The sequence below is a fragment of the Shinella sp. AETb1-6 genome (assembly GCF_009826875.1).
Taxonomy (GTDB): domain Bacteria; phylum Pseudomonadota; class Alphaproteobacteria; order Rhizobiales; family Rhizobiaceae; genus Shinella; species Shinella sumterensis.
On the sequence record NZ_WUMM01000002.1, the window covers coordinates 431,353 to 455,051 of the forward strand.

Here is a 23,699-nt window from a genome sequence, read left to right on the forward strand (position 1 = left end):
CCTGATCATGTCGGGCGACGAGAGGATCCGGCGCCGCCTGACCGATTTCATCAAGGCGGAAGCGGCCGACAAGGGGTTCGACCTCTGTCGTATCACCGCACCCGATTCCATTCCGCAAGCGCCTGCCCGGCTCGCCGATTTCCTCGCCGCCGATTATCACGGCACCATGGACTGGATGGCAGAGACGCAGGCCCGCCGCGCCGACCCGCGCGTCCTGTGGAGCGACGTGCGCTCCATCGTGCTGTTCGGCATGAACTACGGCCCGGCGCACGATCCGCGCGAGGTGCTCGCCCTGCCGGACCGGGCGGCGATCTCGGTCTATGCGCAAAACCGCGACTATCACGACATCATCAAGGGCAAGCTGAAGGAAGTGGCGACCCGCTTTGCCGCGCGCGGCGGAGAAGACGTCAAGGTCTTCGTCGATACGGCACCCGTCATGGAAAAGCCGCTCGCCGCGGCCGCCGGCCTCGGCTGGCAGGGCAAGCACACCAACCTCGTCAGCCGCACGCATGGCTCCTGGCTGTTCCTCGGCAGCCTCTTCACCACCGCCGATCTTCTGCGCGACGAACCCGAGCGCGATCATTGCGGCTCCTGTCGCGCCTGCCTCGACGCCTGCCCGACGGATGCCTTTCCCGCGCCCTACAAGCTCGATGCGCGGCGCTGCATCTCCTATCTCACCATCGAGCACAAGGGCGCGATTGCGCCCGACATGCGCGAGAAGATCGGCAACCGCATCTATGGCTGCGACGATTGCCTCGCCGCCTGCCCGTGGAACAAGTTCGCGGCGGCAGCCTCGGAGATGAAGCTCGTGGCGCGCGAGGAGCTGAAGGCGCCCGCCATCGCGGATCTCCTTGCGCTCGACGATCCGGCCTTCCGCAGCCATTTCTCCGGTTCGCCGGTCAAGCGCATCGGGCGAGACCGCTTCGTGCGCAACACGCTGATCGCCGCCGGCAATTCGCGCGACCGCGGCCTGATCGCTGCGTGCCTCCGTCTCGCCGACGATGCGGCGCCCATGGTGCGCGGCATGGCCGCATGGGCGCTGTCGCGGCTGATGGATGCTGGCGAATTCGCAAGATTTGCGGCAGGAAGGGTTGAGGACGCGGACGAGGACGTGCGCGCGGAATATGAGAGAGCAAAGGCAGACGCGCGTTGAAGCACCTCCTGATCCTCGGCGCCGGGTTTTCCGGAAAGGCCATCGGCGAAACCTTCCGGGCGGCCGGCTATACGGTTTCCGGCACCACCCGCTCCGAGGAGAAGGCGGAAAGCCTCCGTGCGCTGGGTATCGAACCCGTCCTCTATGACGGCAACGACCTGTCGGATGCGCTCGCCGCCGCCATGGCGCGCGCCACGCATGTCGTGCAGTCCATCGCGCCGGGCCGGGATGGCGACCCGTTGTTTCGTGCCGCAAGTCCCGCACTTTCCGCATTGATGCCGAAGCTGGCATGGGCCGGCTATCTCTCCACCGTCGGCGTCTATGGCGATCACAAGGGCGCCTGGGTGGACGAGGACACGCCCTTGAACCCGGTCTCCACCCGTTCCATCGAGCGTGTCGAGGCCGAAAACCACTGGCTCGCCTTCGGGCAGGCCTCCGGCCTTCCGGTCGCGGTGCTGCGCCTCTCGGGCATTTACGGGCCGGGCCGCAACGCGCTGCGCAACATCGAGGAGGGAACCGCCCGCCGCCTCATCAAGAAGGACCAGGTGTTCAACCGCATCCGCGTCGAGGATATCGGCGGGGCAGCCCTCTTCCTCGCGGAACGGAGCCTTGGCGGCATCTGGAACATCACCGACGACGAACCGGGCCCGCCGCAGGACGTGGTGGCCGAGGCCGCCCGCCTGATGGGCTATCCCGTGCCGCCGGATATTCCTTTCGAGACGGCGGAACTTTCTCCCATGGCGCGGTCTTTCTACGGCGAGAACAAGCGCGTTTCGAATGCGAAACTGCGCGCCGCGGGCTTCGGTTTTCGATATCCGAACTACCGCGTTTCGCTTGCCGAACTCCATTCCTCCGGCCGCTGGCGCGGCTGAAGGCGGGAGACGGCGAGGCCGTCTTTTTGCGATTTCATGCAACCTGAAATTTATCTGCCACATTATTGCCGCCGAATTCCTGTGCGATTCCGGCGGATATTGAAAGTTTTTTCCGAAAAATTGCGCTAATGCCGGAAGACCATTCCGTTTTTCAAGTCGAAACAGTTTATCGACTGATTCCAAAGAACTTTTCCGAACCCATTAACGAAGGTTAAAGATCCATCGCGGGCGATGGACTGTATATCCAGCGGGCTTGCGCCAGCAAGTGTGGCCGGTTGAGGCACGTTTTTGCCATTTTTGCTTCCTCATAGGGCGCCAATCACAGCGAAAGCCTACAACCTGCCCTGAAGGTCCACCGATATATGACGTCCAAGCTCTCCAGCATCGCCATCGCCGCGCTCGTCGCCGCTTCCTCTTCCTTCGTGTCGTTCTCCGATGCGCAGGCCGCCGGTTGTGGCCGCGCCTCCTGGTATGCGCTGCACTCGCGCACCGCCTCGGGAGAGCGCATGAACCCCAACCTCATGACGGCAGCGCATCGCAGCCTGCGCTTCGGCACCAAGGTCAAGGTGACCAACGCCAACAACGGCAAGAGCGTCGTCGTTCGCATCAACGATCGCGGCCCGTTCATCCGCGGCCGGGTTCTCGATCTCTCCAAGGCGGCGGCTTCCAACATCGGCATGATCCGCTCCGGCCATGCCAAGATCTGCTACGAGGTCATCGGCTGATCCCGAATTCTACCGGCTCCGGCTTGCTCTTGCTGCATTCCGCCGCTACCACGACGCAAAACGGAGTAAACGGATGCGATTGGGTGGGCGGCTCTCGGGAGCCATCGAGGTTCTGACGGATATCGAGACGCGGCGACGCCCCGTCGCCGATGCGCTCAAGGACTGGGGCCTCTCCCACCGGTTCGCCGGCTCCGGCGACCGCGCCGCCATCGGCAATATCGTCTATGACGCGCTGCGCATGAAACTGTCGCACGCCTATCTGATGGACGACGACAGCCCCAACGCGCTGGGCCATGCCGTGCTGCTGCGCCAGTGGGGCCTCACGCCCGAAACCCTTGCGGCGGAGTTCGATGGCGACCGCTTCGCGCCGCAACCTCTCGGCGCCGAAAAGCTCGCCGCCTTCCGCGCCCGCAATCTCGACGCTGCCGCGCCCCACGTTCAGGGCGATATCCCCGAATGGATCCAGCCCGCCTTCGAGACGAATTTTGCCGCCGACTGGCTGGCCGAGGCCAAGGCGCTTGCCGGCCGGCCGACGCTCGACCTTCGCGCCAACACGCTCAAGGCGGACCGCGAGAAGGTTCTGAAGGCGCTGGAGCGCAACGGCGCCGTCGCCTCGGCCATCGCCCGCCAGGGCATCCGCATTCCTGCCGGCGAGGGCGCCTCGCGCCTGCCCAACGTCACCGCCGACCTCGCCTTCCAGAAGGGCTGGTTCGAGGTGCAGGACGAGGGCTCGCAGATCGTCGCCGATCTCGTCGTGCCGCGCGAAGGCGAGCAGGTGCTCGATTTCTGCGCTGGCGGCGGCGGCAAGACCCTCGCCATGGCCGCGGCCATGCACAACAAGGGCCAGGTCCATGCCTATGACACGGACCGCAAGCGCCTTGCGCCCATCATCGAGCGGCTGAAGCGCGCCGGCACCCGCAATGTGCAGGTCCACGAGGATCTTTCCAGCCTCGCGCCCCTGAAAGACCGTTTCGACCGCGTGCTGGTCGATGCGCCGTGCACGGGCACCGGCACCTGGCGGCGCCGCCCCGATACCAAGTGGCGCCTCACCGAAAAAAACCTGGAGGAGCGCCTTGCCCAGCAGCGGGAAGCGCTTGCCAATGCCAGCGTCTTCGTGCGCCCCGGCGGTTTCCTGTTATACGTCACCTGTTCCATCCTGCCGCAGGAGAACGAGGCGCAGGTCCACGCCTTTTGCCAGGACCATCCCGGCTTCGAAATCCTGCCGGCCACCGAGACCTGGAGCACGCTTTTCGGCAAGGACAAGCCGCAGCCGCGCTCGCGCGACGGCAAGACGGTGACGCTGACCCCGGCGACCACCGACACGGACGGTTTCTTCTTCTGCGCCATGGCGCGCAAGCCCTGAAGATTGCGTTGTGTCAAAAGCGCGGAACAGCTTGAAACCGTTCTAAACTATACACTTTGACACTAGTTTTTATTTGGTCCATGACATCAAGGCCTGAACAGACCCGGCCCCGGTTTTGAGGGCCGTCCGGACTGCGGCCACCGGCTGCTGCCCGGCGTCGGGGGACACGCCAAACAGGACACCAGGAGACGTCATGACCACTTCCTTCCTTCGCGCGGCCGTCTTTGCACTCGCCACCGCGACATCCGGCCTTGCCATCGGCACGGCGCATGCGGCTGCCGATCCGGCCGCCATCGTCAAGCATTATGCCGAGATCGCGCATGCGAAGTTCTCGGACTCGCTCGATGCCGCCAAGGCGCTCGATGCCGCCGTCGACGCGCTGATCGCCAAGCCGAGCGACGAAACGCTGAAGGCCGCGCGCGCGGCATGGCTCAAGGCCCGCGTGCCCTACCAGCAGACGGAAGCCTACCGCTTCGGCAACCCGCTCGTCGACGAATGGGAAGGCAAGGTCAACGCCTGGCCGCTCGATGAAGGCCTGATCGACTATGTCGACGCGAGCTACGGCACCGAGAGCGACACCAACGCGCTGTTCGTCGGCAATGTCATCGCCAATCCGAAGCTCGAAATCGCCGGCAAGACCATCGACGCCACGACCATCACGCCCGAGGTCCTGCAGGAGCTGCACGAGGCCGGCGAAGTCGAGGCGAATGTGGCGACCGGCTACCACGCCATCGAGTTCCTGCTGTGGGGCCAGGACCTGAACGGCACCGGCCCCGGTGCGGGCAACCGCCAGGCCAGCGACTACGACACGGCCAATTGCACCAACGGCAATTGCGACCGCCGCGCCGCCTACCTGAAGTCGGCCGCCTCGCTGCTCGTCTCCGACCTTCAGGACATGGTCAAGGCCTGGGCGCCGGAGGGCGACGCCACCAAGAACGTGACGGCCGATCCGAAGGCCGGCATCACCGCCATGCTGACCGGCATGGGCTCGCTCTCCTACGGCGAGCTTGCCGGCGAGCGCATGAAGCTCGGCCTCCTGCTGCACGATCCGGAAGAAGAACACGATTGCTTCTCCGACAACACGCACAATTCGCACTACTATGACGTCGTCGGCATCCAGACCGTCTATACGGGCGAATATACCCGCCCGGACGGCACCAAGATGACCGGCCCGTCGCTCCACGAGCTCGTCGCCGAAAAGGACGCCGCGCTCGACAAGGAGATGACCGGGAAGCTCGACGCCAGCCATGCCGCCTTCAAGGCGCTGGTGGACCGCGCGGAAGGCGGCGAGGCCTACGACCAGATGATCGGCGAGGGCAATGCCGAGGGCAACAAGGTCGTGCAGACCGCCATCGACACGCTGGTCGACCAGACCAAGACGATCGAGCGCGTCGTTGCGTCGCTCGATCTCGGCAAGATCGAGCTTGAAGGCTCCGACAGCCTGGATAATCCTAACGCTGTCTTTAAATAAGAAAGAAGGCGGGCCGCCGCTCCCGGGAACGGTGGCCCGATTTCACGCATGACGAAACGCCCTGCCCGCCGTCTGCTCGCGGTTTTCGCCGCGGTCGCCGTGTCGGCAGGCGTTTTTGCGCTTGGGGCGGCGCATTCCTCCGGGCGCGCCCGGGACGATCTCTCCGCAAAGGACAAAAAGCGCGTCGAGGCGGCAACCGCCCTGGCCACCGATTTTTCCAAGGCGGAGCAGTACGAAGCCATGTCCGGCGGGGCCGCGACGTCGCTCGCCCGCACGGACATCAACAGCTTCTCGCATTTTTCCGAAAACATCACCTTCGAGGAGCGGGAGAGCTTCAAGCTCGGCAATGCTCTCTTCCAGAAGCTCTGGGTCTCCTCGCCCTCCTCCACGCAGGCCTCCGACGGGCTCGGCCCGCTCTATAACGCGCGCTCGTGCCAGACCTGTCATATCCGCGACGGCCGCGGCCATCCGCCGGAAGGCGCGGCCGATGCCACCTCCATGTTCCTGCGGCTTGCCCGCCCGGCGCGCACGCAAGACGAAAGGACCGCCCTCGCCAGTTTCGGCCAGATGAGCCTGCCTGATCCCATCTACGGACGCCAGTTGCAGGATCAGGCCGTGCCCGGCCTCAAGGCAGAGGGACGCATGGCCGTCACCTATACCGAGGAACCGGTGACGCTTGCCGGCGGCGAGATGGTCATGCTGCGCCGGCCGCATTATTCCGTTACCGATCTCGCCTATGGTGATCTCGACCCGGCCACGACGCTCTCGCCGCGCGTCACCCAGCCGATGCTCGGCCTCGGGCTGATCCAGGCGATCCACGAGGCCGATATCCGCGCGCTTGCCGACCCTGACGATGCGAATGGCGACGGCATCCGCGGCCGCGCGGCCATCGCCATCGATCCCGCGACCGGCAAGCAGGCGCTCGGCCGTTTCGGCTGGAAGGCGCAGTCCGCCACGGTGCGCCGGCAGAGCGCGGAAGCCTTCGCCTTCGATATCGGCATCTCGACGCCCGAGGTGCCGTTGCACCAGGGCGATTGCACGCCCGCGCAGACCGCCTGCCTGGAGCGGCCGAACGGCGTGCAGCCGCGCCTCGGCGACGTGGAGGCGCCGCCGCCGGTCATGGACCTCGTCACCTTCTATGCCGAAAACCTTGCCGTGCCCGCGCGGCGCAAGGCGAGTTTCCCCGAAACGCTGGTCGGCAAGCGCGTCTTCTACGAGACGGGCTGCGTGTCCTGCCACCATCCGAAATTCGTGACGCGGCGCGATGCCGACAACAAGGCGCATGCCTTCCAGCTGATCTGGCCTTATTCCGATTTCCTGCTGCACGACATGGGCGACGGCCTTGCCGACGGGCAGGCAGTCGGCATTGCCACCGGCCGCGACTGGCGCACGCCGCCGCTCTGGGGCATCGGCCTTACAAAAACCGTCAACGGTCATACGTTCTTCCTGCATGACGGGCGCGCCCGCAACCTCACCGAAGCCATCCTGTGGCACGGCGGGGAGGCACAGGCGGCGCGCGACCGCTTCGCCGCGCTGGAAAAACACGACCGCGACGCCCTTCTTAAATTCCTGGAGAGCCTCTGATGATCCGGCGCCTTTCTTTCCTCCGCTTTTCCCTGCGCCCGCGGCTAAAGCCGGGCAAACCCCGGATAGCTGCCCTGCTTTTCGCCGCCTGCCTTACGGTCACCGCCACGCTTCCGGCACTGGCGCAGGAGGGCACCGCGCCGGTGCCGCCTGATCTCACCGATGAAAACGTCGTCGGCGTGATGACCAAGGCCGTGGACGAGGTCATCCGCCCCGGCTACCGCGCCTTCCACACCTCCGCCGGCGCGCTCGCCAGGGCGACCGATGCCTTCTGCGCGGCCCCGTCCGCCGAAACGCGGCAGGCGGTCGACACGGCGTTTCGCCAGGCGGTCGCCGACTGGGGCCGCATCGAGATCGTGCGCATCGGCCCCGTGCTCGACGACAACCGCTTCGAACGCATCCTCTTCTATCCCGACCGCAAGAGCACCGGCCTGAAGCAGGTGCAGGCGCTTCTTCAAAAGCAGGATCCGGCGGATGCCGACGCCGCCACGATGGGCGCCAGAAGCGTCGCCATCCAGGGCTTCGGCGCGCTGGAATTCGCGCTTTACGGCACGGGCGCGGATACGCTGATGGCCGGGCCGGACGGCTTCCGCTGCCGTTACGCCGCCGCCGTCGCCAGCCATATCGAAAAGACGGCGGGGCAGCTCGTCGCCGCCTGGGATGCGCCCGACGGCGTGCAGCGCGACTGGAAACACCCCGGCCCGCAGAACCCGGTCTTCCGCACCGGCCGCGAGGCGATAACCGCGCTGCTCGGCATCCTCGTGCACGGTGCGGAAGCGGTGCGCGACCAGCGCATCGAGACCTTCTACCGGCACGGCGGCATCGCGCGCCCGAAATCGGCTCTGTTCTGGCGCTCCGGCAACACCTGGGTGTCGATCGGCGCCAATATCGAGGGGCTGCGCGCGCTGTTCGACACGTCGGGCATGGCCGGCCTCATCGATCCCGGCTTCGTGTCCATCGGCGGCAATATCGATTTCGTGCTGAAAGCGCTGGCGCGCGTCACGCCGACCATCGATCCGGACATCGAAAAGGCCGTATCGACGCCCGAGGAACAACAGAAGATCGCCTTCCTGCTCGTCAATTCCCGTGACCTGATCGAGCGGCTGAACGGCGAATACGGCACGGCCATGGGGCTGGGCGCCGGCTTCTCCTTCGCGGACGGCGACTGATGCGCGCGGCGGGCCGGTCCAGCGCGGCCATCGAGCGCCGCGCCTTCCTGCGCATGGCGGGCGTGGCCTTCGTCGCCGCGCTCGCGCCGCGCCCGTCCTTCGCCCTGTCGCGCACCGATGCGGTCTTCGCCTCCGGCTACCGCGACCGCGACGGCACGTTCGGCATCGCCGTGCTTACCGAGGACGGCACCGTCATCGACCGCACGCCGCTTCCCGCCCGCAGCCACGGCATGGCCTTTTCGCCCGTCACCGGCCATCTCGTCGCCTTCGCACGGCGGCCCGGCACCTTCGCGCTGGTGATCGACCGCACGGGCAGGGCCGAGCCCGTCACCATCGCGGCAGCCGAGGACCGGCATTTCTTCGGCCACGGCTGCTTTTCGCCGGACGGGCGGCTGCTCTATGCCAGCGAAAACGATTTCGACAATCGCCGCGGCGTCATCGGCCTTTACGACGCCCGCGACGGCTATCGCCGCATCGGCGAATACCAGACCTACGGCATCGGCACCCATGATCTTTCGGTCAGCGACGACGGCAAGCTGTTGATCGCGGCCAATGGCGGCATCGAGACCCACCCGGATTTCGGCCGCACCAAGCTCAATCTCGACCATATGGAGCCCTCGCTCGCGCTGATCGACGCGGCGAGCGGCGCGCTCGTCGAACGCCATGCCCTGCCGGAAAAGCTGCGCCGGCTTTCGACCCGCCACATCGATCTCGACGACAAGGGCCGCATCTGGTTCGCCTGCCAGTACGAGGGGCCGCGCAACGACCTGCCGCCGCTCGTCGGCCGTTTCGGCAAGGGCGAGGACCTGACATTCCTTTCGCTGCCGGCGGAAACGACGATCGGGCTTGCCAACTATGTCGGCGCCATTGCCGTCAACCGAAGCGAGGGCCTCATCGGCCTCACCTCGCCGAACGGCGGGCGCTTCGTCGTGCTGGAGGCAGACAACGGCCGGGTCATCCGGGATGAGGCCGTCGCGGATGCCGCCGGCATCGCCGCCGCGCCGCACGGTTTTGCCGTCTCCTCCTATGACGGCCACTTCGCCGGACGGCGCGAGCCCGTGGCCTGGGACCAGCACATCGCGAAACTCTCGGCCAGCCGCTGAATCCATGTGGACGACGCGCCGGAGCGCGCTACTTTGCGCAGCATGAGCAACAAGACCCTGACCTATCTCGTCTTCATCGTCGTCGTTCTCGGCGGCGGCCTCTTCATCGGCGCCAACAACGTGCCGGGCGAATGGTATCAATCCCTCGCCAAGCCGTCGTTCAACCCGCCGAACTGGGTCTTCGCGCCGGTCTGGAGCATCCTCTATGTCATCATCGGCGCGGTCGGCGCGCGGACCTGGCTTTCCTTCCGCCGCACGATGGCGATGCGGCTGTGGTTTGCCCAGATCATCCTCAACTTCGCCTGGTCGCCGCTGTTCTTCGGCCTGCGCGATCCCTCCTCCGCGCTCATCGTCATCCTCGGCCTCTTGGTCGCCGTCATCGGCTTCATGGCCGCCTCCTGGCGGCAGGATCGCACGGCATCCCTGCTGTTTACGCCCTACCTTGCCTGGGTCGCCTTCGCGACGGCACTCAACACCGCCATCGTCATGCTGAACTGACACGCGTCCCATCATGACGCTTGCAGTGCAGCATCGGCCATGCAACCTTCCGCCTGTCCCGCTTTCGGCCGGCGCGCCGGCAACCGTGTGAGTATCATGACAGGCTTTCCTCCGTCGGGTTTCGCCGACCGCATCGCCAGGAGTTTCGAGCGTCAGGCCGCCATGCGCCTGATCGGCGCGGAGCTCACCCGCATTTCCCACGGCACGGTGGAAATCGAGCTTCCCTTCGACGAGAAGCTGACGCAGCAGCACGGCTTCCTGCATGCCGGCATCATTTCCGCCGCGCTCGATGCGGCCTGCGGCTACGCCGCCTATTCCGTCATCGATCCCGATGCCTCGATCCTCACCATCGAATTCAAGGTCAACCTCATGTCGCCGGGGCGCGGCGAGCGCTTCCTGTTCCGCGGCGAGGTCACCAAGCCGGGCTCCAACATCATCGTCGCCGACGGGCGCGGCTATGCCGTGTCCGATGGCCCGGCCAAGCTGATCGCGTCCATGACGGGCACGATGATGGTGGTGCGCGGACGCGAGGACGTCGCGGGATGAGCTTCACCATCAAGTCCGTCGGCAACCATCGTGTCCTCTATGTCATGGCCGTGAGCGCCGAATACGGCCCGCATCTGAAATCGCGCATCACGCCGCTCCTGACCGGCGTCGGCCCCGTCGAGACCGCCGTGCAGCTGACCTTGGCGCTCAGCCATCTCGCGGCGGAAGCGCGCCTGCCGGATTTCGTCGTCTCGCTCGGTTCGGCCGGCTCCGCCACGCTGGAACAGACGGGCATCTACCAGGCGACCTCGGTTTCCTACCGCGACATGGACGCCTCGGCCATCGGCTTTACCAAGGGCGCCACGCCCTTTCTCGCGCTGCCGGCGGAGGTGCCGCTTCCCGCGCGCATTCCCGGTATCGCGGAAGCGCGGCTTTCCACCGGCGCCAATATCGTCTCGGGCGCCGCCTATGCGGCCATCGATGCCGACATGGTGGAGATGGAGACCTATGGGGCGCTGCGCGCCTGCCAGGCCTTCGGCGTGCGGCTCATCGGCCTGCGCGGCATTTCCGACGGCAAGACCGAGCTCAGCCATATCGGCGACTGGACGCAGTATCTCGGCGTCATCGACGAAAAGCTCGCCGTGGCGGTCGACCGGCTGGAAGCGTCGTTGCGCGACGGCACGATCGTGCTGAAAGGCTGAAAATCCGGCCTGTCCCCGGTTGCGCGTCGCACGGATATTCATTAAAGGCTCGCCATGACCCAGACAGCCCATCCCGACAGCGTTCTCATCATCGATTTCGGCAGCCAGGTGACCCAGCTCATCGGGCGGCGCGTGCGCGAAGCAGGCGTCTACTGCGAGATCATCCCCTTCCAGTCGGCGGAAGAAGCCTTCCACCGCATGAAGCCGAAGGCGATCATCTTCTCCGGCGGCCCCGCCTCGGTTCTCGACCAGGGCAGCCCGCGCGCGCCGCAGGTGGTTTTCGATTCCGGCCTGCCGATCCTCGGCATCTGCTACGGCCAGCAGACGCTGAGCCTGCAGCTCGGCGGCACCGTCGAAGGCGGCCATGCCCGCGAGTTCGGCCGCGCCGATGTGGAGATCCTGAAGTCCAGCCCGCTTTTCGAGGGCTTCTGGGACGTCGGCCAAAAATATCCGGTCTGGATGAGCCACGGCGACCGCGTCACCAAGGCGCCCGAGGGCTTCGAGGTCATCGGCACGTCGGAAAACGCGCCCTTCGCCATCTGCGTCAACGAGGCGAAGCGCTACTACACCACGATGTTCCACCCGGAAGTGGTGCACACGCCCGATGGCGCCAAGCTGCTGTCGAACTTCGTGCACAAGATCGCCGGCATCAAGGGCGACTGGTCGATGTCGGCCTACCGCGCCCGCGCCGTGGAAGCGATCCGCGAGCAGGTCGGCGACAAGCGCGTCATCTGCGCGCTTTCGGGCGGCGTCGACAGTTCCGTGGCGGCGCTTCTCATCCATGAGGCCGTAGGCGAGCAGCTCACCTGCATCCTCGTCGACCACGGCCTGATGCGCAAGAACGAGGCGGCCGATGTCGTCGCCATGTTCCGCGAGCACTACAACCTGCATCTCATCCATGTCGACGCCGTCGACCGCTTCGTCGGCGAGCTGGAAGGCGTTTCGGATCCCGAGACCAAGCGCAAGATCATCGGGCGCCTGTTCATCGAGGTGTTCGAGGAGGAAGCGAAGAAGCTCGGCGGCGCGGAATTCCTCGCGCAGGGCACGCTTTACCCCGATGTCATCGAAAGCGTGTCGTTTACAGGCGGCCCGTCGGTCACGATCAAGTCGCACCACAATGTCGGCGGCCTGCCCGAGCGCATGAACATGAAGCTCGTCGAACCGCTGCGCGAACTCTTCAAGGACGAGGTGCGCGTGCTCGGCCGCGAACTCGGCCTGCCCGAGAGCTTCATCGGCCGCCACCCGTTCCCGGGTCCGGGCCTTGCCATCCGCTGCCCGGGCGGCATCACCCGCGACAAGCTGGAGATCCTGCGCGAAGCCGATGCGATCTATCTCGACGAAATCCGCAAGGCGGGCCTCTACGACAAGATCTGGCAGGCCTTCGCCGTGCTGCTCCCCGTCCAGACCGTCGGTGTCATGGGCGACGGCCGCACCTATGAATTCGTCTGCGCGCTGCGCGCCGTCACCTCCGTCGACGGCATGACCGCCGACTTCTACCATTACGACATGAACTTCCTCGGCCGCGCCGCGACCCGCATCATCAACGAAGTCCGCGGCATCAACCGCGTCGTCTACGACGTGACCTCGAAACCGCCGGGCACGATCGAGTGGGAATGATGGTTTTGTCCCGGCGATAACCTCTCATCGCCGGGACAAACTTTATCGGGCCATGGCTTTGCGGCTCATGTGGCCGCGACAGCCTCGTTCTGCCGCCGCAGGAAAAGGATCTGCGCGGCCAGGCCGATGATCAGGATGGCCAGCAGCGTCGCCTGCGCGCCGAGCAGCAGCGGCGAATTCAGATCGGGCGCCAGCGGGTGTCCGTCCGGGACCCGGCGCAGGATTTCGGTAATGGTCGGCAGCATCAGAAGAAACGCGCTCAGGGTGAGACAGATCGTCTCGACATATCGTGCGAGGCGCGCCCGGCCGAACAGGCGCTGCGCCCCGTAACCTGCGGCCAGGAACAGGATCGTCGCCCCGGCGATACCGTAGCTCACGGGCTGGTGCGCGACGAGGAAGGCGGTCGCAGCGCCGATCAGCATGGAAACGAGATAGATCATGCCCGCGCGCGAGCGCGGGACGATGCGGCCGTGCCGGGCGAACATGTAGAGCGCCACGGGTATGGCCGGCAGGCTGCCGAGCGTATGGACCCAGCCGAGGGGAGAAATTCCGAACATCAAATTGTCCTTTCTGGTGTGAGCGGTTCAACTATCTACTAGTTGGTAGGCAATTGGTGTCAGCGTTGCGCCATTGGAATTGCCGGTTTCAGGCGGCGATGCGCTCCAGCAGGGAGCGGGAGACCGTGGCGAATGCGGCAGGCTCGCCATAGGCGCGCGCCGAAAGCATCGCGCCGTGCACGGCGGCCATGAACAGTTCCGCATTATCGCCAGCCGTGCCGGCCAATGTAAAGCGGCCCTCGGCGGCACCGCGCTCCAGCACGGCGGCGAGCCAGCCCGAGAGGTGCCGGAAATGGGCGCGCACTTCGAGCGCCACCGCCTCGGGCAAAAGCTGCATCTCGGTGGCGAGCAGCGCGCAGACGCAGAAGGGGTGCGACGCATCGGCGATGCAGGCCTCCCAATAGCCGAGATAGGCTTCGACCTGCGCGCGCGGATCGGCGACGGCCTGTTCCACGGTCGCCAGGCCCTGCCGCGCCTCCTCGCGATACTGCGCGACGACCGCCCGGACGAGATCGGCCTTCGCCGGAAAATGATGGTGGATGCTGGCCTTGCGGATGCCGACGACGGCAGCGATATCGGCATAACTGAAACCGTTATAGCCGCCGCGCACGAGGAGGGTGCGGGCGCAGCGGAGAATGTCGTCGGCGGTGGAAGGAAGGTTGCTCATGTCGCTATCTACCAACTAGTAGGTCGTAATGCAAGTCCCATCATCCGCCGCACCGCCGTCGACGTCCCTAGAAGCCAAAGGACTGCTGCGCCGGTGCGGGCGGCGCGAAGGAGATGCCCTCCAGCGCCAGCATCTTCAGCTTGGAGGACGAGCCGCCCGGCGCGGAGAAGCCGCCCACCTTGCCGCCGGTGGCGAGCACGCGGTGGCAGGGAATGATGAGCGCGACGGGATTCTTCGCCATGGCCTGGCCGACCTCGCGCGCCATTTCCGGGCCAGCACCCAGATCGCGGGCTATCGTGCCGTAGGTCGTCGTCCTGCCCCATGGCACCCGGCGCGCGGCCTCATAGACCTTCAGGAAGAAATCGCTCTGGCCCGCAAGGTCGAGCGCGACGCCGGTAAAATCGACAGCCTCGCCCGCGAAATAGCGCCTCACCGCATCCACGGCGCGGGCGACATCCGGCGGCGGCGCGCCGGCCCCGGCCGCTGTCTCGGTCTCGGGCAGGCGGCGCAACAGCAGGCGGCGCGTCGTCGCCGCATCCTCGCCCGGCAACTGGAAGCGCACGATGCCGGCCGGGGTCCAGGCGATGCCGCAGGGGCCGCCAGCCGTGTCGAAGATCAGATAGCGGATATCGCCGGGCATGATCGGTTCCTTTCCGTTTCACCGAAGATCGGGCTTTGGCCCGCCGCTTTCAACCCGATTCTTGCCGGGGCTTGCGGAACGCGCCATCCCTTCGCATAACCGGGCGAAACGAAGCAGCGAGGGCATGACGTGGAACGGACAGAGATCATCATCGGCGGCGATACGGCCGGCATCGAATGGCGCGCGCCGGTCTTCCGCTTCAAGGGCAGCGATGCGGCGGCGCCCTCCGTCTATATGCAGGCCGCCCTCCACGCCAATGAACTGCCCGGCGTCGCGGTCGCGCATTTCCTCCTCGAAAAGCTGCGCGCGGCGGATGCTGCGGGCACCATTCGCGGCGACATCACCGTCATCCCGCAGGCCAATCCGATCGGGCTTGCCCAGTCCCATTTCGGCGAGATGGAAGGCCGGTTCGACCTGGGCTCGCGCACAAATTTCAACCGGGATTTCCCGCTCGTGGCGCTCGCCGAGCGTGAGACGCTCATCGCCGACCTAGACCGCCGCAGCGCCGTCGACCGGCTGAAACGCACGCTGCTCCACACGGCACTCGGCCACGACCTCGTGCTCGACCTGCATTGCGACGACGAATCCCTGCAATATGCCTATATCGACGATGCCTTCTGGCCGGAGGCGGCCGATCTCGCCGCAGCCCTCGACATGCAGGCGGTGTTCCTCTCCGATGGCGAAAGCACCGCCTTCGAGGAGGCCGTCGGCCACGCCTTCAAGCATCAGGGCGGAGAGAAGCTGAAAACCGTGCCCGGGCGTCTCTCCGTGACGGTGGAACTGCGCGGCCGCCGCGACGTCTATTCCGGCATGGCCGCCCGCGATGCCGATGGCCTCTGGGCCTTCCTCGCCGGGCGCGGCGTCGTCGCCGATCCCGCGCTCAGTGCGCGCGCCTATACCGGCCCGGCCGTTCCGCTCGACAATATCGAAATGGTGAAGGCGCCCGCGCCCGGCACCATCCTCTTCCACCGCGATATCGGCGAGACGGTCAGGGCGGGCGACATCCTCGCCACCCTCATCACCCGCCCCGGCGCGGCGGACGGCACGATCACCGTGGCGGCGCGCCATGACGGGCTGATCGCCACCCGCAGCTCCGCCCGCTATGCGCGGCGCGGCGACGATCTCATGAAGATCGCCGGCCACGAGGCGACGCGGCGCGATCGCAAGCCCGGCACGCTGGAGGATTGACGCCAGGGCGGAAAATCTTTCCGCCAAGGGGCAAAACACCCTCTCGCATTCGCATCATCCGGGGCAATATATAGCGGGGCGGGCTTGCCGCCCGCGGGATGAGCCGAATGCATCATGTTTGACACTTTCGCCGCCTACTGGCCGCATATCCTCGTCGCGCTGTCCATCGCGCTGGGCGTTCCGGCCGCGATCCACGCGACCATGACGAAGGAGGAGGTGCGCGCCGCCATCGGCTGGGTCGGCGTCATCGTGCTCTCGCCGGTCGTCGGCGCTGTCATCTATTACGTCGCCGGGGTGAACCGCATCCGCCGCAAGACGCTCAGCCTCAGCCGCGAGGGACTGCTGGCCTCCGGCTGGGAGCACCGCGCCGAATACGACGTGTCCAACGAGCATGTGCAGGTGGCCTTCGGCGGGGCGCTCGCCGCCATGCAGCGGCTGGGCGACACGGTCGGCCGCTTCCGGCTGACCTCGGGCAACCGCATCGGCCTCCTCTCGAGCGGCGACGAGGCCTATGCCGCCATGCTGGCCGCCATCGACGCCGCCGAACGCTCCATCCTGCTGGAAACCTACATTTTCGACCGGGACGATGCCGGCGGCCGCTTCGTGGCAGCACTTGCCGATGCGGTGGAACGCGGCGTCGAGGTGCGCGTGCTGATCGATGCCGTCGGCGCGCGCTATTCCATTCCCTCCGTCGTGTCGGAACTGAAGCGGGCGAACGTGCCGGTCGACGTGTTCAACGGCAATATCGTCATGGGCCTCCGGCTGCCCTATGCGAACCTGCGCACCCACCGCAAGATCCTTATCGTCGACGGCAGCGTCGCCTTCACCGGCGGGCTCAACATCCGCGCCGGTTTCTGCACGGAATTCGCCGGCGCGGCGGCGGCGCTGGACACGCATTTCCGCGTCACCGGCCCCGTGGTGGGCGATCTCTTCCGCCTCGCCTACGAGGACTGGCGCTTTTCGGGTGGCGACGAGCTTTCCGGCGAGGCCTGGCATATCGCGCCGCCGCCGGATGCGCCGGGCAGCGGCATGCTGGCCCGCGTCGTGCCGTCAGGGCCGGACAAGAGCCTCGAAACCAACCATCGTGTGCTGATGGGGGCGGTGTCCGTCGCCAAGAAGCACATCCGCATCATGTCGCCCTATTTCCTGCCCGACCGCGAACTGATCAGCGCCATTCTCACGGCCGCGCGGCGCGGGGTCAGGATCGATATCGTCGTGCCCTATTCCAACAACCTGAAACTGGTCGACCTCGCCATGAGCGCCCAGTTCGACCAGATGCTCAAACACGGCTGCCGCATCTGGCGGGCCGCCGGCGTGTTCAACCATTCCAAGCTCACGGTGGTCGACGACGCCTGGACCTATATCGGCTCGTCGAACATCGATCCGCGCTCGCTGCGGCTGAATTTCGAAGTCGATATCGAGGTGGTGGATAAAGGCTTCGCCAGCCTCGTCGGCGAGCGCATCGATACCGCCCTTGCCGGTGCCCACGAGGTGACGCTGGAGGAAATCAGGGCGCGGCCCTTCGTCCAGCGCCTCGTCGAGCACATTACCTGGCTTGGCTCGCCCTATCTGTAAGGTCCGCCGCGCGGCTCGACACCGCTTCCAGGTCGATATGCGCCTTGATCGGCAGGTGATCGGAGGCGATGCGCGCCAGCGGCGTGTCGTGCACTTCCACGGAGGTGACGAGGTCGTGCGGATGGCCGAGCGCCCGGTCGAGCGCCAGGACGGGAAAACGCGAGGGAAAACTCGGCACCGCGCCCGATGCCGGGTCGAAGGTCGGCTGGAGACGCGCGAGCGAGGAGCGCCGTCCGACGCGCCATTCGTTGAGATCGCCGACGAGCAGCGTGGGCATGGCCTCCTCCTCGGCCACCGAGGCGAGGATCGCCATGGCCTGCTGCTCGCGCGAGCGCTTGAGCAGGCCGAAATGGGCGGCGACGAGCCGGAGCTTGCCGCGCGGCAGGTCGAGCGTCACGACGAGCGCGCCGCGCGGTTCCACGCCCGGCAGCTTCAGTTGCCGCACGGCGCCAACCACGCCCTTGCGGATCATGATCATGTTGCCGTGCCAGCCGTGGCCGGAGGACGAGAGTGATGTGATCGGCACCGGCACCAGCCCGCAATCGCGCTCCAGCGTCTCAAGGTTCAGCAGGCCCGAGCGCTCGCCGAAACGCTTGTCGGCCTCCTGCACGGCGATCACGTCCGCGTCGATCTCGGCGATCACGCTTGCGGTGCGTTCGGGATCGAAACGCCGGTCGACGCCGATGCATTTGTGCACGTTGTAGGAGGCGATCACCGTGTCGCCCGGGCGATTGCTTTCCGGCGGCCGATGACCGCGGCGATTGCGGATGGCCGTCAGCAATGTGGCGGATGTCGTCCTGCTGTTCCTGTCCAATGCACCTTCCTCGTGGCACCCATGCATCATATGGGCGCGCGCGCCTTTCCGGCAACCGCCCGGCGGCGGGAAGGTTCCGGAAAAATCACGGCAGCGGGCTCACCTGCATCTTCGGGCTGTCGAGCAGGATGGTCGAGCGCAGCGTCTTGATCTCGCCCATGCGCTCGAATTCGCTCCACAGCAGCCGGCGGTAATCCCCGGCATCCTTCACCGCGATCTTCAGCAGGAAATCGAAACTGCCGGCGACCGTGTGGCATTCCACCACCTCCGGCATGCGCCGCACGAGATCGATGAACCGTTCGCCGACGCGCGGGCCGGTGCGCTCGAGCGACACTTCCAGAAAGGCCTGGAAGCCGATGCCGGCAGCGCGCGGATCGACGATCACGGTGTGGCGGACCACACCGCTCGCCTCAAGCCGCGCCAGCCGGCGCGACAGCGGTGCGGGCGACAGGCCGACCTTTTCGGCGAGCTGGTTGTTGGAGAGGCCCGCATCCTCGACGAGCAGGCGGATGATGCGCCGATCCGTCTGGTCCAGCACGACGTCATCGGCAATCTTTCTGTCCATATCGGCCCCATCAGCAAAAATCAGGATCAATCTAGCTGAAATGCGCAATAAGATAAAAGTACCTTGCGCGATGCCCGCAAAATCATGGTCGATTTTGCGGCGGGTTTCCCCTACACCACGACCATTGCCACCCCAGACAGGATCCCCTGACATGTTCGATGCCCTCGCCCGCCAGCCCGACGATCCGCTGCTTGCGCTGATCGGCCTTTTCCGCACGGATGCGCGCGCCGGCAAGGTGGATCTCGGTGTCGGCGTCTATCGTGACGAGACGGGCGCGACCCCGATCTTTCGCGCCGTCAAGGCCGCCGAGCGCCGCCTTGTCGAGACGCAGCCGACCAAGGCCTATGTCGGCCCCGAGGGCAACCCGGTCTTTCTCGATCATCTCTGGACGCTGACGACGGGCGAGGCCGGCAGGGGCCGCGCCACCGCCGCCCTCCAGACGCCGGGCGGTTCCGGCGCGCTTCGCCTCGCCGCCGATCTCATGGCGCTCATGGGCACCAGGCGTATCTGGCTCGGCCTGCCGAGCTGGCCGAACCATGCCGCGATCTTCAAGGTCGCCGGGCTGGAGGTCGTCGGCTACCCCTTCTTCGACGTCCCCTCCCAGACCGTGCTGTTCGATCGCATGATGGAGGCCCTGTCGGGGGCGTCTGCCGGCGATGCGGTCCTCCTGCATGCCAGCTGCCACAACCCGACCGGCGCCAACCTCACCGACGACCAGTGGCGCGCCGTCTCCGATCTCATCGCCGCGCGCGGCCTGCTGCCGCTCGTCGACATCGCCTATCAGGGTTACGGCCGCGGGCTGGAGGAGGACGCCGCAGGGCTGCGCACGCTGCTTTCAGCCGTTCCCGAGGCGCTGGTTGCCGTCTCCTGCTCCAAGTCCTTCGGCCTCTACCGCGAGCGCACCGGCGCGATCTATGCCGCCTGCGGCAATGCCGAAACGGCGCTCTCCGTGCGCAGCAACCTCGCCTCGCTCGCCCGCACCAATTATTCCATGCCGCCGGACCATGGCGCGGCCGTGGTCGCCACCATTCTCGGCGATGCCGCGCTCAAGGCCGACTGGATGGCGGAACTGGAAACCATGCGCCAGCGCATCACCTCGATCCGCGAACGCCTCGCCGCCGGCCTTTCCGCCCGCTGGCAGGTGCTGACGTCGATCCGCGCGCAGGAAGGCATGTTCTCGCTGCTGCCGCTGGAAGAAGCCGACGTCATGAAGCTGCGCGCCGAACACGCCCTCTACATGCCCGCCTCCGGCCGCATCAACATTGCCGGCCTCAAGTCGGCCGAGGTCGATGCCGTTATCGAAAAATTCCTGAGCCTGTGAGGCCTCCATGACGACCGGGACCACGACCTCGCCGGAACGGCACTCCGTCTATGAGGATGTCATCGCCATCCTCATCGGCACGATGTTCGTGGCGCTCGGCGTGGTGATCTACACCAAGGCCGTGCTGCTGACCGGCAGCACGTCGGGTCTGGCGCTCCTGCTGCAATATGCGACAGGCATCGGCTTCTGGTGGCTGTTCTTCCTCATCAACCTGCCGTTCTACGTGCTGGCGGTGAAGAAGCTCGGCTGGGCGTTCACGCTGCGCACCTTCGCGGCGGTCACGCTCGTCTCCGTGCTCAGCCGGCTGACCTCCGAACTCGTCGGCTTTTCCCATCTCGATCCGCTCTATGCGGCCGTCATGGGCGGGGCGCTCGCCGGCACCGGCCTGCTCATCCTGTTCCGCCACCGCACGGGGCTCGGCGGGATCAACGTTCTCGCCATCTACCTGCAGGATCGCTTCGGCCTGCGCGCCGGCTATTTCCAGCTTGCCGTGGACCTCGCCATCCTCGCCGCCGCCTGGTTCGTCATCCCGGCCGACCGGCTCGCGCTGTCGCTGATCGGCGCCGTCATCGTCAACATGACGCTCGCCATCAACCATCGCCCGGGCCGCTATCTGGGCGTGACGTAAGTCCCTTCGCGGCTTAAGAAGGCGCAAACGACAGAAGGAGGCATGCGTGACCGTCACCATCTACGGCATCAAGAACTGCGACACGATGAAGAAGGCCCGCACCTGGCTCGATGCCAAGGGGGTCGCCTACCGGTTCCATGACTACAAGGCCGAGGGCATCGACGCGGAGAGCCTGAAGCGCTGGGTGGAGACGCTCGGCTGGGAAACCGTGCTCAACCGCTCCGGCACCACTTTCCGCGCCCTGCCGGATGTCGACAAGCAGGACCTCGATGCCGGCAAGGCCATCGCCCTGATGCTCGCCCAGCCCTCGATGATCAAGCGCCCGATCCTCGATCGCGACGGCGCGCTGACCGCCGGCTTCAAGCCCGAGATCTACGACACCCTGTTCTGAGGCTCAGTCGTCGGAGTAGCGCTCCTCGGCCCAGGGATCGCCGCGCATGTGATAACCGTTGCGCTCCCAGAAGCCGGCCTGGTCGCCGGGCAGGAAGTCGATGCGCGTCAGCCACTTGGCGCTTTTCCAGAAATAGAGATGCGGCACGACGAGCCGCATCGGACCGCCATGCTCGACGGAGAGCGGCTGGCCCTCCCAATGGGTGGCGAGGATGGCGTCCTCGGCGGCGAAATCGGCAAGCGGCAGGTTGGTCGTGTAGCCGTCATAGCTCGTCAGCATCACGAAATGCGCCTGCGGCCGCGGCATGACGAGCGCCAGCAGGTCGCGCGTCGCGACACCCTGCCAGCGGTTGTCGTAGCGCGACCAGGTGGTCACGCAGTGGATATCGGTGAGCCGGTCGCTCTGCGGCAGGGCGAGGAAGGCCGCCCAGTCGAAGGACATCGGGTTTTCCGCGCCGCCCTTCACGTCCAGCCGCCAGCTTTCCGGCCGGATCACCGGCTGCTGGCCGAGATCGAGCACCGGCCAGTTCTTCACGAGATGCTGGCCGGGCGGCAGGCGGTCGGTCTCGGGGCGGGTGATGCGCCCGGTGAGGAACCGGCCCTCGTCCGCCCATCGGCGCTTGGTGCGGGTGAGCTTGCTCTCGTCGTCGTCGCTCATGGCGCTCTCCTGTTGTCCGTCCGAGAGTTGGGAATGCGCGGCACGCTGTCAAGATGACGGGTGCGACGGCCCGCGCATTGACAGGCAGGCCCGCCACCTGCCACCCATGGCGGACATTCTTTTCGCTTCGATGACGGCAGCCCCATGTCCAAGACCACGCGCGCCACCCAGGCCCTCGCCAAGGCCGGCGTTTCCTTCACCCTCCACACCTACGACTACGACCCCAATGCCGACCGTGTCGGCCTCCAGGCGGCGGAAGCGATCGGCGAGCACCCGTCGCGCGTCCTGAAGACGCTGATGGCCGAGGTGGACGGCAAGCCGGTCTGCGTGATCGTGCCCTCCGACCGCGAGGTCAGCATGAAGAAGCTCGCCAGCGCCTTCAAGGGCAAGTCGGCCGCGATGATGAAACCGGCGGATGCCGAGCGGCTGACCGGCTTCGTGGTGGGCGGCATCAGCCCCTTCGGCCAGAAGAAACAGGTGCCGACGGCCATCGAGGAGGAGGCGCTGGCGCATGAGGCCGTCTATATCAACGGCGGCCAGCGCGGCCTTCAGGTGCGGCTTGCACCCCGCGACGCGATGGCGGCGCTCAAGGCCATCGCCGCGCCGGTGATTGCCTGAGACACCTTCTCATCGCCCCTCTGGCACACTAAGTTTCTCCTATCCCTCGCAACAGACAGGCATGCCATGACCCATCCCGCCTCCCCCGTCGATCCCGTCAAACTCGACAAGCTCGCCGAAGTGGCCGTGCGCGTCGGCCTCCAGCTCCAGAAGGGGCAGGACCTCGTGATGACCGCGCCGATCGCCGCCCTGCCGCTGGTGCGGCTCATCACGAAGCACGCCTACATGGCCGGCGCCGGGCTCGTCAGCACCTTCTATGCCGACGAGGAGGCGACGCTCGCCCGCTATCGCCATGCGCCGGACGAAAGCTTCGACCGCGCCGCGGACTGGCTCTACGAGGGCATGGCCAAGGCCTATGCCAATGGTGCCGCACGGCTCGCCATTGCCGGCGACAACCCGATGCTGCTGGCCAACGAAGACCCTTCCAAGGTCGCGCGCGCCAACAAGGCGAACTCCATGGCCTACAAGCCGGCGCTGGAAAAGATCGCCAATTTCGACATCAACTGGAACATCGTTTCCTATCCCAACCCGTCCTGGGCGAAGCAGGTCTTCCCTGGTGACCCTGAAGACGTCGCGGTCGAAAAGCTCGCCAACGCCATCTTCGCCGCGTCGCGCGTCGATGTCGCCGATCCGGTCGCGGCCTGGGCCGCGCACAATGCCAACCTCGCCAAGCGCTCCGCCTGGCTGAACGGCGAGCGCTTCTCCGCCCTGCACTTCACCGGCCCGGGCACCGACCTGACGGTCGGGCTGGCCGACGGCCACGAATGGCACGGCGGCGCCTCCACGGCGAAGAACGGCATCACCTGCAACCCGAACATCCCGACCGAGGAGGTCTTCACCACGCCGCATGCCCTGCGCGTCGAGGGCCATGTCTCCTCCACCAAGCCGCTCTCCCACCAGGGCACGCTGATCGACGATATCCGGGTGCGCTTCGAGGGCGGCCGCATCGTCGAGGCGAAGGCGTCGAAGGGCGAGGCGGTGCTCAACAAGGTGCTGGATACCGACGAGGGCGCGCGCCGGCTCGGCGAAGTGGCGCTGGTGCCGCATTCCTCGCCGATCTCGGCGAGCGGCATCCTGTTCTACAACACGCTGTTCGACGAGAACGCCTCCTGCCACATCGCGCTCGGCCAGTGCTATTCGAAGTGCTTCCTCGACGGCGCGAGCCTGGCGCCCGAGCAGATCCGCGCGCAGGGCGGCAATGAAAGCCTCATCCACATCGACTGGATGATCGGTTCCGACAAGGTCGATATCGACGGCGTGCGCGCCGACGGAAGCCGCGTGCCCGTCATGCGCGCCGGCGAATGGGCCTGACCCGGACGGGATACGAAACGGCCGG

At 66.5% G+C, this 23,699-nt stretch carries 25 protein-coding genes; 19 read left to right on the forward strand and 6 right to left on the reverse strand.

Going from position 1 to position 23,699, the window contains the following annotated elements:
* Window positions 1-7 precede the first annotated feature (7 nt).
* The 12 genes from queG (at window position 8) to guaA (ending at window position 12,742) form a co-directional block, all read left to right on the forward strand.
* On the forward strand, window positions 8-1,153 hold the full coding sequence (gene queG, locus GR158_RS05395; RefSeq protein WP_160870243.1) for a tRNA epoxyqueuosine(34) reductase QueG: 1,146 nt from the start codon (window positions 8-10) through the stop codon (window positions 1,151-1,153).
* A complete protein-coding gene (locus tag GR158_RS05400) occupies window positions 1,150-2,025 on the forward strand; it encodes an SDR family oxidoreductase (RefSeq protein ID WP_160870244.1) in 876 nt (291 codons plus the stop codon). The genes queG and GR158_RS05400 overlap by 4 nt, the downstream gene beginning before the upstream one ends.
* A 362-nt stretch (window positions 2,026-2,387) precedes the next feature.
* The gene (locus tag GR158_RS05405; RefSeq protein ID WP_134648136.1) at window positions 2,388-2,750 is read left to right on the forward strand and encodes a septal ring lytic transglycosylase RlpA family protein; all 363 of its coding nucleotides are present in this window, start codon (window positions 2,388-2,390) and stop codon (window positions 2,748-2,750) included.
* 73 nt (window positions 2,751-2,823) lie between these two features.
* Window positions 2,824-4,113 carry an RsmB/NOP family class I SAM-dependent RNA methyltransferase gene (locus GR158_RS05410; RefSeq protein WP_160870245.1) on the forward strand — a complete coding sequence of 430 codons (1,290 nt, stop codon included), beginning with the start codon at window positions 2,824-2,826 and terminating at the stop codon, window positions 4,111-4,113.
* 193 nt (window positions 4,114-4,306) lie between these two features.
* On the forward strand, window positions 4,307-5,584 hold the full coding sequence (locus GR158_RS05415; RefSeq protein WP_160870246.1) for an imelysin family protein: 1,278 nt from the start codon (window positions 4,307-4,309) through the stop codon (window positions 5,582-5,584).
* Window positions 5,585-5,632: 48 nt separating this feature from the next.
* Window positions 5,633-7,168: a di-heme oxidoredictase family protein gene (locus GR158_RS05420; RefSeq protein ID WP_160870247.1), complete on the forward strand. Its 1,536-nt coding sequence runs from the start codon at window positions 5,633-5,635 to the stop codon at window positions 7,166-7,168.
* Window positions 7,168-8,337 (forward strand): imelysin family protein, encoded by a 1,170-nt coding sequence (locus GR158_RS05425; RefSeq protein WP_160870248.1) that lies wholly within the window; start codon window positions 7,168-7,170, stop codon window positions 8,335-8,337. The genes GR158_RS05420 and GR158_RS05425 overlap by 1 nt, the downstream gene beginning before the upstream one ends.
* The gene (locus GR158_RS05430) at window positions 8,337-9,440 is read left to right on the forward strand and encodes a DUF1513 domain-containing protein (RefSeq protein ID WP_160870249.1); all 1,104 of its coding nucleotides are present in this window, start codon (window positions 8,337-8,339) and stop codon (window positions 9,438-9,440) included. Before GR158_RS05425 ends, GR158_RS05430 begins: the two co-directional genes overlap by 1 nt.
* A 42-nt stretch (window positions 9,441-9,482) precedes the next feature.
* Window positions 9,483-9,938: a TspO/MBR family protein gene (locus GR158_RS05435; RefSeq protein ID WP_160870250.1), complete on the forward strand. Its 456-nt coding sequence runs from the start codon at window positions 9,483-9,485 to the stop codon at window positions 9,936-9,938.
* Window positions 9,939-10,034: 96 nt separating this feature from the next.
* Window positions 10,035-10,484, forward strand: coding sequence for a PaaI family thioesterase (locus GR158_RS05440; protein WP_134648150.1), 450 nt, complete (start codon window positions 10,035-10,037; stop codon window positions 10,482-10,484).
* Window positions 10,481-11,125 carry a 5'-methylthioadenosine/S-adenosylhomocysteine nucleosidase gene (locus GR158_RS05445; protein ID WP_160870251.1) on the forward strand — a complete coding sequence of 215 codons (645 nt, stop codon included), beginning with the start codon at window positions 10,481-10,483 and terminating at the stop codon, window positions 11,123-11,125. The genes GR158_RS05440 and GR158_RS05445 overlap by 4 nt, the downstream gene beginning before the upstream one ends.
* Window positions 11,126-11,179: 54 nt before the next feature.
* Window positions 11,180-12,742, forward strand: coding sequence for a glutamine-hydrolyzing GMP synthase (gene guaA / locus GR158_RS05450; protein ID WP_160870252.1), 1,563 nt, complete (start codon window positions 11,180-11,182; stop codon window positions 12,740-12,742).
* A gap of 65 nt (window positions 12,743-12,807) precedes the next feature.
* On the opposite strand, the gene GR158_RS05455 is transcribed toward guaA, so the two are convergent.
* From GR158_RS05455 to GR158_RS05465, 3 genes are all read right to left on the reverse strand, one after another.
* Window positions 12,808-13,299, reverse strand: a complete 492-nt coding sequence (locus GR158_RS05455) for a hypothetical protein (RefSeq protein WP_160870253.1) — start codon at window positions 13,297-13,299, stop codon at window positions 12,808-12,810.
* Window positions 13,300-13,387: 88 nt separating this feature from the next.
* The gene (locus GR158_RS05460; protein WP_160870254.1) at window positions 13,388-13,966 is read right to left on the reverse strand and encodes a TetR/AcrR family transcriptional regulator; all 579 of its coding nucleotides are present in this window, start codon (window positions 13,964-13,966) and stop codon (window positions 13,388-13,390) included.
* Between the two features lie 67 nt (window positions 13,967-14,033).
* On the reverse strand, window positions 14,034-14,606 hold the full coding sequence (locus GR158_RS05465; protein ID WP_160870255.1) for a methylated-DNA--[protein]-cysteine S-methyltransferase: 573 nt from the start codon (window positions 14,604-14,606) through the stop codon (window positions 14,034-14,036).
* 129 nt (window positions 14,607-14,735) lie between these two features.
* Between GR158_RS05465 and GR158_RS05470 the strand changes: the two genes are divergently transcribed.
* Entirely contained in the window at window positions 14,736-15,794 is a 1,059-nt protein-coding gene (locus tag GR158_RS05470; RefSeq protein ID WP_160870256.1) for a succinylglutamate desuccinylase/aspartoacylase family protein, read from the forward strand.
* 114 nt (window positions 15,795-15,908) lie between these two features.
* Window positions 15,909-17,369, forward strand: coding sequence for a phospholipase D-like domain-containing protein (locus tag GR158_RS05475; RefSeq protein ID WP_160870257.1), 1,461 nt, complete (start codon window positions 15,909-15,911; stop codon window positions 17,367-17,369).
* Here GR158_RS05475 and GR158_RS05480 read toward each other — a convergent pair.
* Both GR158_RS05480 and GR158_RS05485 read right to left on the reverse strand, forming a co-directional pair.
* Window positions 17,341-18,183 (reverse strand): endonuclease/exonuclease/phosphatase family protein, encoded by an 843-nt coding sequence (locus tag GR158_RS05480; RefSeq protein WP_246665539.1) that lies wholly within the window; start codon window positions 18,181-18,183, stop codon window positions 17,341-17,343. The genes GR158_RS05475 and GR158_RS05480 overlap by 29 nt on opposite strands.
* An 85-nt stretch (window positions 18,184-18,268) precedes the next feature.
* Entirely contained in the window at window positions 18,269-18,748 is a 480-nt protein-coding gene (locus GR158_RS05485) for an Lrp/AsnC family transcriptional regulator (RefSeq protein ID WP_160870258.1), read from the reverse strand.
* A 151-nt stretch (window positions 18,749-18,899) separates the two neighbouring features.
* On the opposite strand from GR158_RS05485, the gene GR158_RS05490 reads away from it, so the two are divergent.
* From GR158_RS05490 to GR158_RS05500, 3 genes are read left to right on the forward strand one after another with little or no spacing between them, the layout of a single operon-like run.
* On the forward strand, window positions 18,900-20,069 hold the full coding sequence (locus GR158_RS05490; RefSeq protein WP_160870259.1) for an amino acid aminotransferase: 1,170 nt from the start codon (window positions 18,900-18,902) through the stop codon (window positions 20,067-20,069).
* Window positions 20,070-20,076: 7 nt separating this feature from the next.
* Window positions 20,077-20,697: a YitT family protein gene (locus GR158_RS05495; protein ID WP_134648168.1), complete on the forward strand. Its 621-nt coding sequence runs from the start codon at window positions 20,077-20,079 to the stop codon at window positions 20,695-20,697.
* A gap of 46 nt (window positions 20,698-20,743) precedes the next feature.
* Entirely contained in the window at window positions 20,744-21,088 is a 345-nt protein-coding gene (locus GR158_RS05500) for an ArsC family reductase (protein ID WP_160870260.1), read from the forward strand.
* A gap of 3 nt (window positions 21,089-21,091) precedes the next feature.
* Here GR158_RS05500 and GR158_RS05505 read toward each other — a convergent pair whose 3' ends face one another.
* Window positions 21,092-21,745 (reverse strand): sulfite oxidase-like oxidoreductase, encoded by a 654-nt coding sequence (locus tag GR158_RS05505; protein ID WP_160870261.1) that lies wholly within the window; start codon window positions 21,743-21,745, stop codon window positions 21,092-21,094.
* A gap of 144 nt (window positions 21,746-21,889) precedes the next feature.
* Between GR158_RS05505 and ybaK the strand changes: the two genes are divergently transcribed.
* Window positions 21,890-22,363: a Cys-tRNA(Pro) deacylase gene (gene ybaK, locus GR158_RS05510; protein ID WP_134648174.1), complete on the forward strand. Its 474-nt coding sequence runs from the start codon at window positions 21,890-21,892 to the stop codon at window positions 22,361-22,363.
* A gap of 66 nt (window positions 22,364-22,429) precedes the next feature.
* Window positions 22,430-23,674 (forward strand): aminopeptidase, encoded by a 1,245-nt coding sequence (locus GR158_RS05515; RefSeq protein WP_160870262.1) that lies wholly within the window; start codon window positions 22,430-22,432, stop codon window positions 23,672-23,674.
* Window positions 23,675-23,699: the final 25 nt, after the last annotated feature.

Bases quoted from the DNA above. Each gene is read 5' to 3' on its own strand.
- queG (WP_160870243.1), top strand. From the start codon at position 8: ATGTCGGGCGACGAGAGGATCCGGCGCCGCCTGACCGATTTCATCAAG.
- GR158_RS05405 (WP_134648136.1), top strand. From the start codon at position 2,388: ATGACGTCCAAGCTCTCCAGCATCGCCATCGCCGCGCTCGTCGCCGCT.
- GR158_RS05410 (WP_160870245.1), top strand. From the start codon at position 2,824: ATGCGATTGGGTGGGCGGCTCTCGGGAGCCATCGAGGTTCTGACGGAT.
- GR158_RS05415 (WP_160870246.1), top strand. From the start codon at position 4,307: ATGACCACTTCCTTCCTTCGCGCGGCCGTCTTTGCACTCGCCACCGCG.
- GR158_RS05420 (WP_160870247.1), top strand. From the start codon at position 5,633: ATGACGAAACGCCCTGCCCGCCGTCTGCTCGCGGTTTTCGCCGCGGTC.
- GR158_RS05425 (WP_160870248.1), top strand. From the start codon at position 7,168: ATGATCCGGCGCCTTTCTTTCCTCCGCTTTTCCCTGCGCCCGCGGCTA.
- GR158_RS05430 (WP_160870249.1), top strand. From the start codon at position 8,337: ATGCGCGCGGCGGGCCGGTCCAGCGCGGCCATCGAGCGCCGCGCCTTC.
- GR158_RS05435 (WP_160870250.1), top strand. From the start codon at position 9,483: ATGAGCAACAAGACCCTGACCTATCTCGTCTTCATCGTCGTCGTTCTC.
- GR158_RS05440 (WP_134648150.1), top strand. From the start codon at position 10,035: ATGACAGGCTTTCCTCCGTCGGGTTTCGCCGACCGCATCGCCAGGAGT.
- GR158_RS05445 (WP_160870251.1), top strand. From the start codon at position 10,481: ATGAGCTTCACCATCAAGTCCGTCGGCAACCATCGTGTCCTCTATGTC.
- guaA (WP_160870252.1), top strand. From the start codon at position 11,180: ATGACCCAGACAGCCCATCCCGACAGCGTTCTCATCATCGATTTCGGC.
- GR158_RS05455 (WP_160870253.1), bottom strand. From the start codon at position 13,299: ATGTTCGGAATTTCTCCCCTCGGCTGGGTCCATACGCTCGGCAGCCTG.
- GR158_RS05460 (WP_160870254.1), bottom strand. From the start codon at position 13,966: ATGAGCAACCTTCCTTCCACCGCCGACGACATTCTCCGCTGCGCCCGC.
- GR158_RS05465 (WP_160870255.1), bottom strand. From the start codon at position 14,606: ATGCCCGGCGATATCCGCTATCTGATCTTCGACACGGCTGGCGGCCCC.
- GR158_RS05475 (WP_160870257.1), top strand. From the start codon at position 15,909: ATGTTTGACACTTTCGCCGCCTACTGGCCGCATATCCTCGTCGCGCTG.
- GR158_RS05485 (WP_160870258.1), bottom strand. From the start codon at position 18,748: ATGGACAGAAAGATTGCCGATGACGTCGTGCTGGACCAGACGGATCGG.
- GR158_RS05490 (WP_160870259.1), top strand. From the start codon at position 18,900: ATGTTCGATGCCCTCGCCCGCCAGCCCGACGATCCGCTGCTTGCGCTG.
- GR158_RS05495 (WP_134648168.1), top strand. From the start codon at position 20,077: ATGACGACCGGGACCACGACCTCGCCGGAACGGCACTCCGTCTATGAG.
- GR158_RS05505 (WP_160870261.1), bottom strand. From the start codon at position 21,745: ATGAGCGACGACGACGAGAGCAAGCTCACCCGCACCAAGCGCCGATGG.
- ybaK (WP_134648174.1), top strand. From the start codon at position 21,890: ATGTCCAAGACCACGCGCGCCACCCAGGCCCTCGCCAAGGCCGGCGTT.
- GR158_RS05515 (WP_160870262.1), top strand. From the start codon at position 22,430: ATGACCCATCCCGCCTCCCCCGTCGATCCCGTCAAACTCGACAAGCTC.